We start from the raw sequence: 13646 nt of genomic DNA on the forward strand, positions 1-13646 counted from the left end.
TCGGTGTGAGACTGGGAACGGAAGGTGGTGATCCCCGTGCCGGACCCACCGCACGTTTCCGCTGGTCCCCACGTCGCCATCGACGAGAGCCGACTGGAAGAGCTGATCACCGAAGCGCAGACGGCACTGCCGTTCGAGCTGCCCGACCTGGCGAACCGGTGCGCCACGGCCCTCGGCCTGGGCACCGCCCTGATCTACCTCGTCGACCTGCAGCAACAACTGCTCGTCCCGCTCGACGAGGCCCTGGAACCGCTGCCGGTGGACCGTTCGTCGGCCGGCTGGGCTTACCGCACGGTCACCCCGCGCGTGGTCGACGCCGACAACGACATGATCGCCTGGATGCCCCTGATCGACGGCGCCGAGCGGCTGGGCGTGCTGGCGGTACGGACCGCCACGCTCGACGGGGTGCGGATGCGCCGCAGCCGGATGCTGGCCCATCTGTTCGCCATGCTGATCACCTCCAAGCGCGCCTACAGCGACTGGCTCGCCGCCCGCACCCGCATCACACCCATGCGGTTGCCCGCAGAGATGCTGCGGGCCTTCCTGCCCTCCCACACCATCGGCAGCAGCAAATGCGTCTCGACCGCGGTTCTCGAACCGGCGTACGAGATCGCCGGCGACGCCTTCGACCACGCGGTGGTCAAGGACATACTGCACACGATGATCATCGACTCCATGGGCCACGACGTGTCCGCCGGCCTGACCACGTCGGTCGCCATGGCGGCGGCGCGCAACGCCCGCCGCGGCGGTGGCGAGCTGGCCGACATCGTCGGCTCCATCGACCAGGCGCTCGCCCAGTGGCTGCCCGACCATTTCTGCACCGGTGTGCTGTGCCGCCTCGACGCGGCCACCGGGGTGCTGCGCTGGGTCAACTGCGGCCACCCGCCGCCGCTGCTGATCCGTGCCGAGCGGGTGCTCGAGGGGGCGCTGGACAGCCCCCCGCAGCCGCCGATCGGCCTGATCGGCCAACTCGCCCCGGCCACCCGGCACGTCCACGAGACGACACTGGAGCCCGGCGACTGCGTCCTGCTCTACACCGACGGCGTCGTGGAAGCCCGCGACGACGACGGCGCGGAGTTCGGCCTCGCCCGGTTCACCGACTTCATCATCCGCTCCTCCGCGGCCGGCCAGCGCCCGGCCGAGGTGCTGCGGCTGCTCATCCACGCCATCCTCGACTACCAGCGCAACCACCTACGGGACGACGCGACCATCCTCCTCTTCGAGTGGCGCCCGCAGTACCAGTGACGCGGCAACGCGCCGCGAGGTCTCTCAGGTCGTGTGCGTGGGCGGGAAGGCCGCCGCCTCGCCCGAGGCGGCGGCCTTCCGGCGGCCGGTTCGTTACTGCTGCTTGACCACCGCGAGGTATTCCTGGGCCGCGTCGAGGGTCGCGATCTTCTTGCCGTCGACGGCGTGGGGTTCCACGGGCTGGTTCTTGAGCTTCTTGACGGCCCACGTGGAGAAGCGATCCCAGTCGTTCTCCAGGCCGACCAGCAAGTCGCGCTGAGCGACGGCTCCGTTGACCCAGCCGGCTGCCACCAACGTGTCGATCTTGGTGAACCGAGCGGCTTCGTTGATCTCCTGGACCAGGACGAGGAGTGCCTTGGCGGCTTCCCCGCCCTTCGCCGGAGTGGTCGCCAGGTTGATGACGCCCTGCTTGGTGCTCTCCTTGCCGAGAGCGACAGTGAGGCGTGTGGCCTTGCCGGGCGCGCGGCCTTCGAGAGTGCCGTAGTTCCCGTCGTAGTCGAGCCGGTCCTGCGTCGTGTTCGGCTTCGGCGCGTAGACGGGGTTGGTTTTGCCGTCCTTGAGGGAGTGGAAGGTGTTGTCGCTCTCGGTGTACCAGCCCACGGTGTACAGGTCACCGGAGCGGACGACGAGGTCCACGGAAGCCCTGGCCGTGGTCAGGCGTACCGGGCGGCGATGACGGCGGCGGTCGAAGGACGACGCGACACACGCATGCGCATGCTGAACTCCTGGGGGGACGAACTCTGGTGGCGATTCGGCAGAAGCAGGAGAAGGCGTCAGCTGGTGCACTCGTACATGGCCGCCTGCGTACCGGGCGAGGTGCTCCAGCCCGGCATGTCGAGGCACATCCACGTCGGGGCGCCACTGGGCGTGTTACCGCTGATCCACCAGCCCTGGTCGGCGTTGATGTTGTCCGTGTCCCACCACTTCTGGTTGCCGCCGCCGAGACAGTCCCACTGGACGATCTTGGCGCCCCTGGTCGCCCTGCCGCCGTCGATGCTCAGGCATTTGTTGGAGTTGGCGTTCCGGAGCATGATGAACGTCCCGTTGTCCGTCACCTGGGACTTCCACAGATTCTCGGAGGCCGTGCCGCATTCGCCCTGGACGACCGGGGCCCCGTTGTCGGTCGAGCCGCCCTTCACCTTCAGACACAGATCACTGTGGGCGTTGGCGATCTCGTACTTGTCGCCCTTCTTGCGCAGCTTCCACATCTGGTTCGCCTGCAGCCCGGCCAGCTGCTGGGCCTGGGCGGCCTTCGGCTGCGCCTGCTGCGTGACGCCCGGGGCCGGCGTGGCGGGGCTCGCCCCGGCGGCGCCGGCGGGCAGGGCGAGTCCCGCGGTGATGCCCGCGGCGGCGAACAGCGTGGCCAGGGAGTTCCGGACGGTCCTGCGCGTGGTCGGCCTCATGATGGTTACCCCTCTTCCGCGAGCGCTCGGCGGCTCGCACGTCTCCGGTGGGAAACGCCGGGTCCCGCACCCGAACCACGGCCGGTGCGGGTGGGTCCTGCCGGTACTGCCCGGCGCGGCTCCCACGATGCCCGGCGGCAGGATGACCGGGCCATCGTGGAAGACCACGAACACAGCGGACGCACAGCGACGGCGTGGAGATATGGATCGGGCTCGGGATCGGGATCAGGCCGGCGCGGTCATGTCCCGTGCGGCGGAGGGGTTCGCGGAGGGGTTTCCTGTGCCCGCAGCGCCCAGACAGGACGCGAGCTGGGTGCGGCGCGTCACGCCGAGCTTCCGGTACGCGTTGGTGAGGTGGGTCTCCACCGTGCGGCGGGCCAGGTGGAGCGCCGCACCGATCTCGGCGTTCGTCTGCCCCGTGGCCGCGAGCTCGACGATGCGCCGTTCCGCGACGGTGAGCGCGGCGCTGCCCATCGCGACGCGGTGGGTCCTACGGGCGCCCCCGGTGCGCAGGGCGTCCTCGGCGGCGCGGACCAGGCGTCCTGTGACCGGAGCGGAGGCGGGATCGGAGTCGGGGACGGAGTCGGAACCGGGGGTGGCGTCGGGGGCCAGGAGCCGTAGCGCCAGAGTGTGGGCCTCGTGCAGATCATCGCGGCCCTTGCGGCCGTTCCCGGCGCCGATCCGCGCCTGCCCCAGGTCGAGCAGCGTTTCGATGAGTTCCACGGGTGCCGGTGCCTGCCTCAGCACGGCCACCGCCTCCTGCAACGAGTCCAGCCCGCGCCGGCCGCCCACCGCCACGCCGTGGGCCCGCAGCGCCCGGCCCACCGTACGGGGAGTCCCCCAGGTCCGCGCGTGGCGCAGTTCCTCCTCCGCCAGGTCCAGGGCCCGCACCGGCTGTCCGAGTCCGACGAGGGCGAGGGCCGCGCCGGACCGCCAGGGCGTGGCCACAGGGCTGACGAAGTCGCGGGCGCTCTGGCCACGGCCGCAGGACAGGTAGTCGTCGAGGGCGGCCTGCCAGTTCCCCTCGGCCATGTGCATACGGGCCCTGGCGTGGCGCAGTTCGTTCCACTCCCAGGAACTGTCGGCGCTCGCGCTCGCCTCGTCGAGGGTGGCCACCAGTCGCCGGGCGGGGGCACGGTGGCCGAGCTCGTGGTGGGCGAGTGCCACCATGGACACCAGGTGGGGCATGTGGAGTCCCTGCCCGGTGCGGACGTCCAGGAGCGGGGCGTTCTCGGCGATGACCCGCCGGAAGTCGCCGACCCACAGGGCCGCCTCGGCCCGCACGCTGATCAGGCACTGCTGGCCGATGTCCGTCAGGTCCGGGAGCGCGGGCGGCGCGGGAAGGCACTCGTCGGCGAGCGCGCGTGCCTCGTCCAGCCGGTCGGCCCACTGCAGCAAGGTGGCCGCGCTGCCCAGCCAGCCGGTGCGGAGCCGGGGGTCCACCGGTGCCTTCAGCCGGGGCAGCACACGGGTCATGGCCTCGGCCGCCGACAGCCCGCCGGCCCCGGCCTCGTACTCGGTGACCAGGCCGCAGGCGAGCGGCTCGACGGTGGCGGGGGCCGTCGCCGCCAGCTCCCGCATGCGGGCGACGGCGTTGCGCCAGGCGATCGCGTCATGGGAGGCCATGAGGGCTGCGGTGGTCTGCAGCACGCGGATGAGCTCGTCGTCCTCCACGGCGCTGCCCACTTGGCGCATGACGTGCATGGCGGTGTCCGTACGGCCCCGGGCGACGAGCGCCGCGCCGAGGGCGGGCGCGACGGCCGCGCGTTCGTGGCCGTCCGCGTGGAGCTCCAGGGCCGCGCGCAGCCTGCGGATGCCGGCGTCGGCGCTGTGGGGCAGTTCCAGGGCGGCGAGGCGCAGGGTGAGCCCGGCGCGCCGGGCGGGGGCGAGCGGGGCGGTGAGGGCATGGCGGAGGAGGGCGGTGGCCTCGTCGGTGCGGCCGTCGCGTACGGCGTCCTCGGCCGCGTCCTCCAGGGACTGCGTCATCCACTCCTCCCCGGGCCGGTCGGTGTGGAGCTCTATGCGGAGGAGGTGCGCGGCGACATGGGCCGCGGGCGCGCCCTGTTCGTCGAGCAGCCGGGCGATACGGCGGCGCAGCGCGTCCAGTTCGGTGGGTTCGGCGGCCGCGAGGGCGGCTTCGCGTGCCAGGGGGTGGGAGAAGAGACGACCGAGGCCGAGCGCGTCCGCAGGGGCGCGCGCAGGGGTGTCGTGCCCGTCGGGGGCGAGTTCGGCGGGGCGGCGGTCGGCGGGGCCGAGGTCGGCGGCCTCGTGGAGCGGTCTTCCATCGAGCGGTGCGGGACCGTCCCCGGCGACGGCCGCCGCCAGGGACAGGCGGCGCGAGCGCGGGGTGGCGCGGGCCCGTAACCAGTGACCGATCACGTCCCGGTAGCGGCGTCCGGCCAGGTCGGACAACCGGCCGGGCGGCGGCCCCTCCCCGAGGTCGGCGAGGAGGGCGTGCACCAGTGCGGGATTGCCCGCGCACGCCCGGACGCACAGCTCGCCGCGCTCGGCGTCCTGCTTCGGGGTACGCGCCGGACCGGCGAGCGCGAGGCGGGCGACGGCCCCGGGGCCGAGCGGGTGGAGCGGCACGGACGTACCCGTCGCGCCGGGCAGCGCGGTGTCGTCCTTGTCGAGGTATTCGGTGAGGCACTCGGTGAGGAGCAGCAGCACGGGCAGGCCCGCGAGCCGCCGGGCCAGGTAGCCGATCCAGCGACGTGACACCGCGTCGGCGTCGTGCAGATCGTCGACGGCCACGAGCACGGGGCGCCGGGCGGCGGTGCGGGCCAGGGAGGCCACGAGACGGTGGAAGATCTGCTGTTCCTCGCCGGCCGGCGGGTCCGCGAACGGGATGTCTTCCGATTCGGCCGCGGCATCGGTCCTGGCACCGGTGCCGGTGCCGGCATCGGCGAAGATCAGGCGCACGAGGCCGAAGGGGAACGCCGACTCCTCCGGCGAGCAACGCGCGTGCAGGACGCGCATGCCGCCGGCCGTCGCCTCCCGCCGCACCACTTCCTCCAGCAGGGCGGTGCGCCCCAGGCCCGGCGTCGCACGGAACAGCAGCCAGCGCCCGTTGCCGGACCGTGCGGCCTCGGCGGCCCTCGCCGCCTCCGCCAACGCCTCGTCGCGTTCGAGAAGCACGTTCCTCACGCTCAACCCTTCACCTCGGTCCGTCCGTACGACGTCGTTCGACGTGCCCCCTGATGAATGATGGACGGGGCGGATGACCGGGAAGGGTGCGTTCTGGTCACCCTTGCACGGAAAATGTGCGATTCCAGCCATGCTGACATGGTCTTTTGCACGACGGGCCGGTGGGCAGGGCCCAGGAGGGAAGCCATAGGGTGCTCGCTCGTGACGGAACCTTGCCCTTCCCCCTCCCCTTCCCCTTGCCCTTCCTCTTCCCCGTACCTCCGGACGACAGCGGACGCGTACGACGCCGTCGCCGTCCGCTACGCCGAATTCGTCCGTGATTCGCTCGACGCTCTTCCGCTGGACCGTGCGGTGCTCGCCGCGTTCGCCGAGCTCGCGCTGGCAGCCCGGGGCGGGGCCGGTGCCGTCGGCCGTCCCGTCGAAGGTCCCGTCGCCGAGCTGGGGTGCGGCCCAGGGCACATGACGGCACATCTGCGGGACCTGGGACTGGACGCCTTCGGCGTCGACCTCTCGCCCGTGATGATCGACCTCGCCCGTGAGGCGCACCCGGACCTGCGGTTCGAGGTGGGTTCCATGGACGCCCTGGACCTGGCCGACGGCGAGCTGAGCGGCATCCTCTCCTGGTATTCGGTCATCCACACCCCGCCCAGCGAAATCCCCTCGTACTTCGCGGAGTTCCAGCGGGTGCTCGCACCCGGTGGCCACCTCCTGCTCGCCTTCTTCGAATCGGAGGGCGGGCCGGTCACGGCGTTCGACCACAAGGTGACGACGGCCTATCGGTGGCCGACCGACGACCTGGCGGGGCCGGCCCACGAAGCCGGGTTCGTCGAGATCGGCCGGATGCTTCGCGAGCCTCGACAGGACGAGCGGTTCCGGCGGGGTCATCTGCTGATGCGCAGGGGCGAGTAACCACCGCGCGAAAGCCGTCCCGGGGCGTCGACGCGGGCGACGTCGCCGGAGGCCGCCACCAGTTGGTGCGGTCGATCACCTCGGGCGGCATGGGACGCGTCTGGAAGGCGTACGACGCCCGACTCCGGACCGAAGTGGCGGTCAAGGAGCTCTGGACCGGACGGAAAGGATCTGGTTCGCCATGGGTGCCTATGTGTGCGCCGAACCGAAGCGACAAGCACGGCGGGAGAAGACCGTGATGGCGAGGGAGACCGCGGCCAGAACGGAGATCGTGGCGGCAGGGGTGAGGTACTGGGCGACACCGCCGGCGATCGCGGCTCCGATGCCCTGCCACGTCATCCGGCCGGCGGACTCGACGCCTTGCACCTGACCGCGCACCGGATCGGGCGTCGACGCGAGGAGCTGCTCCTGGAGCGGCAGAGTCGCGGCGAACCCGGCACTGGCGACGAACACCGCCGCCGTCGCCACCAGCATGGGTGGGTGGACGGCGAACAGCAGGTAAGGGGCGGCGAGCAGCAGCCGCAGGGCGAACGCCCAGCGGCGTCGCTGGTCGGCGGTGAGCAGCCGACCGACGGTCAGGTCCCCGAGGAGCATGCCGGCCGAACCGGCGGCCAGGAGGGCACTGGCGAGTCCTGGGTCATAGGAGATGAACAGCGCCTCGCAGCCGACGATCAGGCCGTTGGGAACCCACAGGTTCAGCAGCAGTACCCGTCGCCCGGGGCGGGAGAAAAGCGCGATGTTCGCTGTCCAGGTCTCTCGCAGTCCGGGGCGACGGGTCAGACGGATCGAGCGTTCTCGGATGGTCGCCCGCACGAGGACCAACGCGGTTCCGGTCAGAGCGGTGGCGACGAGGAAGACTTCTCGCGGACTCAGGTGCCGCAGCAGTACGGCCCCGACGGCGTAGCCGAGGACTGCCATGCCACCCGAGGTGATGTTCATCAGCGAACGTGCCAGGGCGTACGCGGAGTTCGGTATCACCTCGGCGAGCAGCCCCATCCGCGTGCCGGTCGCCAGGGACTGGAAGAAACCCACCACCAGGAGCAGCCCGAACCGGGCGACCAACGGCAACCCCGGAACCGCCTGCGTGGCGACCGCCACAAGCGAGAGGCACTGGAGCGCGAGGAGGGTCCGTCGGGGACGGCTCCCGTCCGCGACCGACATCAGTGTCAGCGCCCCGAGCACCGTGGCGAAGGTGGCGCCGTACATGCTCACGGCCGTCAGAAACGGGGAGTTGGTCTTGCGGTTGACCAATGTGCCGAGCGCGAAGCCCGACAAGGTGCCGGCGGCGACCGTGAGTGTGAAGCCGACGTACAAGCCGGCGAACTCGCGGTTGCGCAGGAGGGCGCGGTAGCCGGCGACAGTAGGTGTGGTGGATGGCGGTATGGATGTGTCAGTAGGCATGAAAAAAGCCTCCGGACGCACCTATTGGGGCGCCGAAGGCCAACGCGTTCATTCTAGCAGCCGTCCCCATGGACAGGACGGCTGCTTAAGATTCCGCCGTGAACGACAGCACACATGACATACGGATCAGACCAGGCGGCCTGGCCGACGCACCGGCCGTTCTGGACATGCTCGACGCCGCGGTGGCCTGGATGAACGGTCGCGGCAACACCGAGCAGTGGGGCACGACACCGTATTCACGGAAGCCCGGTGGTGTGGCGCGGGTCGAGCGGTACATGACCGAGAACGCCCCCTACATCGCGGAACGGGACGGCACACCCGTCGGAGCCATGGTGCTGGACTCCGGGCCCAGCCCGCAGATGCCGATCGCCCCGGCCGGGGAACCCGAGCGGTACGTCCGGCTGCTGGTCTCCGACCGGCGGTACGCCGGTCTGGGCATCGGGTCGGCGCTGCTGGCCCACGCCGTCGAGGAGACCCGGCGCGCCGGTGTGGAGCTGCTGCGGGTCGACTGCTGGGCGGGCGGCGGGGGCGAGCTGGTCGCGTTCTACGAGCGCAACGGGTTCGCCCCCACCGACCGGTTCCTGTCCGACTCCTGGCCGGGGCAGGTACTGGCCCGACGGGTCGGCTGACGACGCGGCACGGTTCGGCACGGCACGCCTCGGCGCCGAAGGCAGCGCCCTAGAGCGCGGCCAGGTCCGGCTCGTCCCCGAGGTGGACGGTGTCCCCGCCCAGCACCCGCAGCGTCGCCTCGTGTGTGTCGAACACGCCCTTGTCGCCGCCGTAGTACAGAAGCGTGCCCGGTTCCCCGACGGCTGTGGGCACGTTTTTGACCGCACCGTCCAGGAACCACGCTCCTCGCGCCTCCGCCCAGCCGGCCATCCGGCGCGCGCCTTCCGGTGTTCCCGTGTTGAGGGTCACCAACGCGCGCACTGCGGCCGGCCGACGCCGGGCTGGTTCCCGGTGGCCGCCGCCCGGCCCAGATCGTCACCGCCGCCGCCTCAGTGCAAGTGTTCGTACCGGCATGTAGGTTGGGGCGTCCGGCGGGGTTTTGCCCGGTGAGGGTGACACGGGGTGAGGGGGTAGCGTTGGGCGTCGTACTGTTGGCACTCGGCGGCACCATTTCGGTGCCGGGCCGGGGGCGGGGAGCGCGGCTGAGCGGGGCCGAGATCACCGCGGCCGTACCGGGCCTGACGGAGCTGGGCGTCCCCCTGGACGTGCGGGATGTACAGGCCGTGCCCGGCGGGAGCCTCACCTTCGCGGAGTTCCTGGACGTCGTCGCCATCGCCTCGCGGGCCGTGGCCGAGGGCGCGGACGGCGTCGTCGTCACCCAGGGCACCGACTCCCTGGAGGAGACGGCGTTCCTGGCCGACCTGGTGTGGCCGCACGACGCGCCGTTCGTGCTGACGGGTGCGATGCGGCAGCCGGCCATGGCGGGGGCGGACGGCCCGGCCAACGTGCTCGCCGCCGTGCGCGTCGCCACGGCCCCCGAGGCGCGGGGCGCGGGTGCGCTGGTCGTCTTCAACGACGAGGTGCACGCGGCGCGGTGGGTGCGCAAGACGCACAGCACGAGCACCGCGACCTTCGCCTCGCCGAACACCGGCCCGCTCGGGCACATCGTCGAGGGACGGGTACGGATGCTCCTCACCCCGTCCCGGCACGAACCACTGCCCGCCGGGCTCGACCGGGAGCGGCTCGCGGACACACGCGTCGCCCTCCACGTGGTCACCCTGGACGACGACGGCACCCAGCTCCAGGGGCTGGAGGCCACCCACAGGGGGCTGGTCGTCGCCGGGTTCGGCGTCGGCCACGTGCCGGGCGCGCTCGCGCCCAGGCTCGGCGCCCTGGCCGAGCACATGCCGGTCGTGCTGACCTCGCGCACCGGGAGCGGTCCGGTCCTGCGGCACACCTACAGCGCGCCCGGCTCGGAGACGGACCTGCGGCGGCGCGGGCTGATCGACAGCGGCTTCCTCGACCCGTACAAGGCCCGGGTGCTGCTCCGGCTGCTGCTGGCGGCCGGAGCCGGGCGCGACGGCATCGCGGAGGCGTTCGCCCTGCGGGGATGAGGTGTCCGGCCTCGGTCAGCCCCGGGAGCGGCCGCTCCGGGGCGGCGGCGTGATGCGTACGCGCTCCTCGACGGGGGCGTTCTCGATGTCGTCGAGCTGCGCGACGATCGTGCTCCGCAGGTCGTCGTAGTCCTCGAACCGGTAGTCGTGGAACAGCGTGTGGCCCGTCCACATCAGGTTCGCGCACACCCGGGCCGGCACCCGGCCGGTGTGGGCGCCCATGCCGACCAGTGCCACCGACTCGATGCTGCCCGGCGCCTTCTCGTTCTGCTGGTGTATCGCCTGGAACGCGGCGGCGCACGCCAGGGCCACGTTCAGGGTCTCGCTGACATTCTGGGCGGAATGCTCCATCGTCGGTGTCGAGATCAGGAACTTCGGGTGGACCGCCCCGGACGGCACGCACACCGCGCTGCCCACCGGCAGGCTCCCCGCGAACCGGTCGCGGATCGCCCGCTGCACGCGCAGCTGGATGCCCGCCCCGAGGTATCGCTTGATGGCCGCGTCGACCCCGCCGTCCATCCGGCCCCGGGAGTTCGTCGGAGTCACCCAGGCGTCGACCTTCTCGTCCAGGATCGAGCCCTTGCGGATCTCGATCCCGGGGGTGTCGGCGAACGCCGCCCGCCAGGCCTCCACCACCGACGCGTTGATGTCGGTGAGCACCACCTTCAGCGGCGACTGCGTACGGTCCATGCTCATGCTCCACTCCGATCGGAATACGGCCCTCGGCAATGCGGCCCTCGGTCGTTCACGACGCTACCGCGCCCCACTGACAAGCCCGTTCCGGCCCGGCGCCGTTGTCGGACCCCCTCGGTATAACAGTGGCGTCCCGCACAGCTGTGGGGTCCGTCAGCCGTCTGACGGGCTCCCACGAAGACCGGAGTCCCCGCACCATGAGCGACGCCCAGCCCCCCGCCACACCCGCAACCCCCATCAAGCCCGCCACGCCCGACCCGAACGACCCGCTGGCCCTCGCCGAGCTCTTCGAAGGCGGCGGCGAACCGTGGCTTCCGCTGCTGAAGCCGGTGATCGAGGCGCAGCCGGACGCGGCCGCCTTCATCGGCACGGGACGCAGCCCGGAGGTCGTCCCCGTCCGTGAGCTGACCTTCCAGGCGCTCAAGCCCCATCCGCCGCACAAGTGGAAGGTCGTCGTCTTCGGCCAGAACCCCTACCCGCGGCCGGAGAGCGCCACCGGCATCGCCATGTTCGACAACACCTTCCACGACTGGAAGGACAGTCAGTTCGGACGGGTCGTCAGCATCCGCTGCATCATCAAGGCGGCGGCGATGTGGAAGTACGGCATACCCAAGAAGACCCCGATCGCCGACGTTCGCGCGCTGCTGAAGGAGCAGGACACCGTCCAGCCGCCGGAGTGGTTCCAGGCGATGCTCACCCAGGGTGTTCTGCTGCTGAACGCGGCGCTCACCGCCAGTAGCGCCGAGGCGCGGGGAGCCGACCGGCACACCGTGTTCTGGCGTCCGGTCGCCGAGCGGATCGTCGAGGAGATCCTCAAGGCCAAGCAGAACGCCGCCGAGGAGGACCGCGGTGTCGTCTTCGCGTGGTGGGGCGCGCACGCGCGCAACCTGAAGAAGATCGTCCTCAAGCTCCAGGAGAAGTACCCGGAGGTCGAGGTCCGGCACATCGACCACGCCAATCCCGCCGCACAGGGCGACCTCTTCTGCGAAGGCGGCCATTTCGGCGTGGTGAACGACGCCCTCGCGTCGCTGGGCATGGATCAGATCGACTGGCTGCCGAGCAAGGGGTGGAACGACGCCGCGGCGGAGGCGGGAGGAGGGGCGGACGGCGGCGTGGCCGAACGGATGGGGGCGTTCATCGCGTCCACCATGGAGCTGCACCAGCTGTATCTGGAGCGGCTCGCCGGCGTCAAGGACGAGGGTCTGGCCCTCCCCGCGATCACCGGTGTGTTCGACACCCCGCTGATGGAGTTCCGGGAGGCCGTCGCCCCGGTCGCCGAGCTGCTGTCCGGCCTCGGCCGGCACGTCGACCTCTCGCACGACTTCGGCAAGAGGCGGGCGGACGAGGCGGCCGGTGCCGGCGGTCTGTCCGCCGACGCGATCGCCGCGCTCTACCTCTACACCTGCGAGTCGGCGTTCTACCGGGAGATCAACGCCATTCTGCGCGCCCCGGACCGGAGCAGGCTCATCCCCTACCTCCCATACTTGCGGCTGCTGTTCTCGGCGGTTTCGGGGCTTCCCGCCCGCACGGAACCGCTGTGGCGCGGGGTGTCGCTGGACCTCCGCGCGCAGTACCCGGTCGGCCGGACCGTCACGTGGTGGGGCGTCTCCTCGTGCACGTCCAAGCTCGGCGTGGCGCGGGCGTTCCTCGGGAGCAGCGGCAAGCGGACGCTCTTCGAGGTGACGCCCGCCCGGGCCGTGGGCATCCAGGACTTCTCGGCGTTCACGGGCGAGGAGGAGTTCATCCTCGCGCCGGGAACGCAGCTCAAGGTGACGGACGTGAAGACGGAGCGCGGCGGCCTGTGCACCGTGCGGCTGACCGAGCTGGAGGAACAGCCCCTCGTGTCCTGACCGGACCGTGTCCTGACCGGGCCGTGTCCTGACTGGGCCGTGTCCCGACCGATGCCGGTCCGGCGCCGTCAGCCGGTCGCGGCCGTGGCGCAGGCGAGGTGGCCCCAGCCGTCGGGGTTCTTCGCGATCGTCTCGCCCTTCGCGTACGGCTTTCCGCAGCGGCAGCGCCCGGGGAACCTCGCCTTGAGCGACCCCCTGGTCCGGCCGCCCGACGGGCGCCCCGCCCCCGGCTCCGCGGCGGGCTTCCGGGCGCGGCCGCCGCCGGCCCGGGGCGCGGCCCCGGCCTCCGGCTCCGGCAGGTCGGACCCGAGGGAGGTGCCCGCCTCCCGCTGGGTGCGGGCGGTGTGGCTGGCGGCCGCGTCGGCGGCGGCGTTGAGGGGGTCGCCGTCGACCTGGTGGGCCGGTACGTACACGAACTCGACGGCGCGGCCGGTCAGCAGCTCGTCGATCCGCATCACGAGCGCCTGGTTGGCCACCGGGGTGCCGGCGGCCGTCTTCCACCCCTTCCGCTTCCAGCCGGGCAGCCATGTCGTCACGGCCTTCATCGCGTACTGGGAGTCCATCCGCACCTGCAGGGGGACGGCCGGGTCGGTGGACTCCAGCAGCTCCTGGAGCGCGGTGAGTTCGGCGACGTTGTTCGTCGCGGTACCCAGCGGTCCGGCCTGCCAGCGGTGCACCTCGCCCGTGGCGTCCCCGATGACCCATGCCCAGGCGGCGGGCCCGGGGTTGCCCTTCGACGCGCCGTCGCACGCGGCGGTGATCTGTTCGTGCATCCCCCCATGGTGCCAGCACTTCGCCATCAGTCGCTCACGGCCGGAACCACCCGCCCCCACCGACCCATCTGTTTGATCAACGGGGGCTCGGTAAAGCGCATCAGCGCACACGCAGCACACGCACATGCAGTACATGCACACGCACACGCACCAAAGGGGCAG

General features: G+C 71.7%; 11 protein-coding genes and 1 pseudogene. 5 read left to right on the forward strand and 7 right to left on the reverse strand.

Annotated elements, in window-relative coordinates:
• The first annotated feature begins 27 nt into the window (after positions 1 to 27).
• Positions 28 to 1245 (forward strand): PP2C family protein-serine/threonine phosphatase, encoded by a 1218-nt coding sequence (locus tag ACX9I7_RS08805; protein ID WP_459387071.1) that lies wholly within the window; start codon positions 28 to 30, stop codon positions 1243 to 1245.
• A gap of 93 nt (positions 1246 to 1338) precedes the next feature.
• On the opposite strand, the gene ACX9I7_RS08810 is transcribed toward ACX9I7_RS08805, so the two are convergent.
• From ACX9I7_RS08810 to ACX9I7_RS08820, 3 genes are all read right to left on the reverse strand, one after another.
• Positions 1339 to 2094: a ribosome-inactivating family protein gene (locus ACX9I7_RS08810; RefSeq protein WP_459386982.1), complete on the reverse strand. Its 756-nt coding sequence runs from the start codon at positions 2092 to 2094 to the stop codon at positions 1339 to 1341.
• A complete protein-coding gene (locus tag ACX9I7_RS08815; RefSeq protein ID WP_387572296.1) occupies positions 2019 to 2648 on the reverse strand; it encodes an RICIN domain-containing protein in 630 nt (209 codons plus the stop codon). The genes ACX9I7_RS08810 and ACX9I7_RS08815 overlap by 76 nt, the downstream gene beginning before the upstream one ends.
• A 225-nt stretch (positions 2649 to 2873) precedes the next feature.
• Positions 2874 to 5795 carry a helix-turn-helix transcriptional regulator gene (locus ACX9I7_RS08820; protein ID WP_459386983.1) on the reverse strand — a complete coding sequence of 974 codons (2922 nt, stop codon included), beginning with the start codon at positions 5793 to 5795 and terminating at the stop codon, positions 2874 to 2876.
• 201 nt (positions 5796 to 5996) lie between these two features.
• Between ACX9I7_RS08820 and ACX9I7_RS08825 the strand changes: the two genes are divergently transcribed.
• Complete coding sequence (locus ACX9I7_RS08825; protein WP_459386984.1) at positions 5997 to 6704, forward strand: class I SAM-dependent methyltransferase; 708 nt, start codon at positions 5997 to 5999, stop codon at positions 6702 to 6704.
• A 189-nt stretch (positions 6705 to 6893) separates the two neighbouring features.
• On the opposite strand, the gene ACX9I7_RS08830 is transcribed toward ACX9I7_RS08825, so the two are convergent.
• Positions 6894 to 8105, reverse strand: a complete 1212-nt coding sequence (locus ACX9I7_RS08830) for an MFS transporter (RefSeq protein WP_459386985.1) — start codon at positions 8103 to 8105, stop codon at positions 6894 to 6896.
• A 98-nt stretch (positions 8106 to 8203) separates the two neighbouring features.
• Here ACX9I7_RS08830 and ACX9I7_RS08835 point away from each other — a divergent pair, with 98 nt between their 5' ends.
• Positions 8204 to 8734, forward strand: a complete 531-nt coding sequence (locus tag ACX9I7_RS08835) for a GNAT family N-acetyltransferase (protein WP_459386986.1) — start codon at positions 8204 to 8206, stop codon at positions 8732 to 8734.
• A 52-nt stretch (positions 8735 to 8786) separates the two neighbouring features.
• Here the strand turns inward: ACX9I7_RS08835 and ACX9I7_RS08840 are convergent.
• A pseudogene (locus ACX9I7_RS08840) lies at positions 8787 to 9032 on the reverse strand (NAD(P)-dependent oxidoreductase); the annotation flags it as partial.
• A 158-nt stretch (positions 9033 to 9190) separates the two neighbouring features.
• On the opposite strand from ACX9I7_RS08840, the gene ACX9I7_RS08845 reads away from it, so the two are divergent.
• Positions 9191 to 10168, forward strand: coding sequence for an asparaginase (locus ACX9I7_RS08845; protein WP_459386987.1), 978 nt, complete (start codon positions 9191 to 9193; stop codon positions 10166 to 10168).
• A 15-nt stretch (positions 10169 to 10183) separates the two neighbouring features.
• Here the strand turns inward: ACX9I7_RS08845 and ACX9I7_RS08850 are convergent, their stop codons facing one another.
• Positions 10184 to 10858 (reverse strand): macro domain-containing protein, encoded by a 675-nt coding sequence (locus tag ACX9I7_RS08850; protein WP_459386988.1) that lies wholly within the window; start codon positions 10856 to 10858, stop codon positions 10184 to 10186.
• Positions 10859 to 11058: 200 nt separating this feature from the next.
• Here ACX9I7_RS08850 and ACX9I7_RS08855 point away from each other — a divergent pair, with 200 nt between their 5' ends.
• Positions 11059 to 12711: an ADP-ribosyltransferase domain-containing protein gene (locus ACX9I7_RS08855; protein WP_459386989.1), complete on the forward strand. Its 1653-nt coding sequence runs from the start codon at positions 11059 to 11061 to the stop codon at positions 12709 to 12711.
• A 68-nt stretch (positions 12712 to 12779) separates the two neighbouring features.
• On the opposite strand, the gene ACX9I7_RS08860 is transcribed toward ACX9I7_RS08855, so the two are convergent.
• Positions 12780 to 13484, reverse strand: coding sequence for a ribonuclease H family protein (locus ACX9I7_RS08860; protein WP_387572321.1), 705 nt, complete (start codon positions 13482 to 13484; stop codon positions 12780 to 12782).
• Positions 13485 to 13646 lie beyond the last annotated feature (162 nt).

This window comes from Streptomyces sp. L500, from assembly GCF_054551825.1.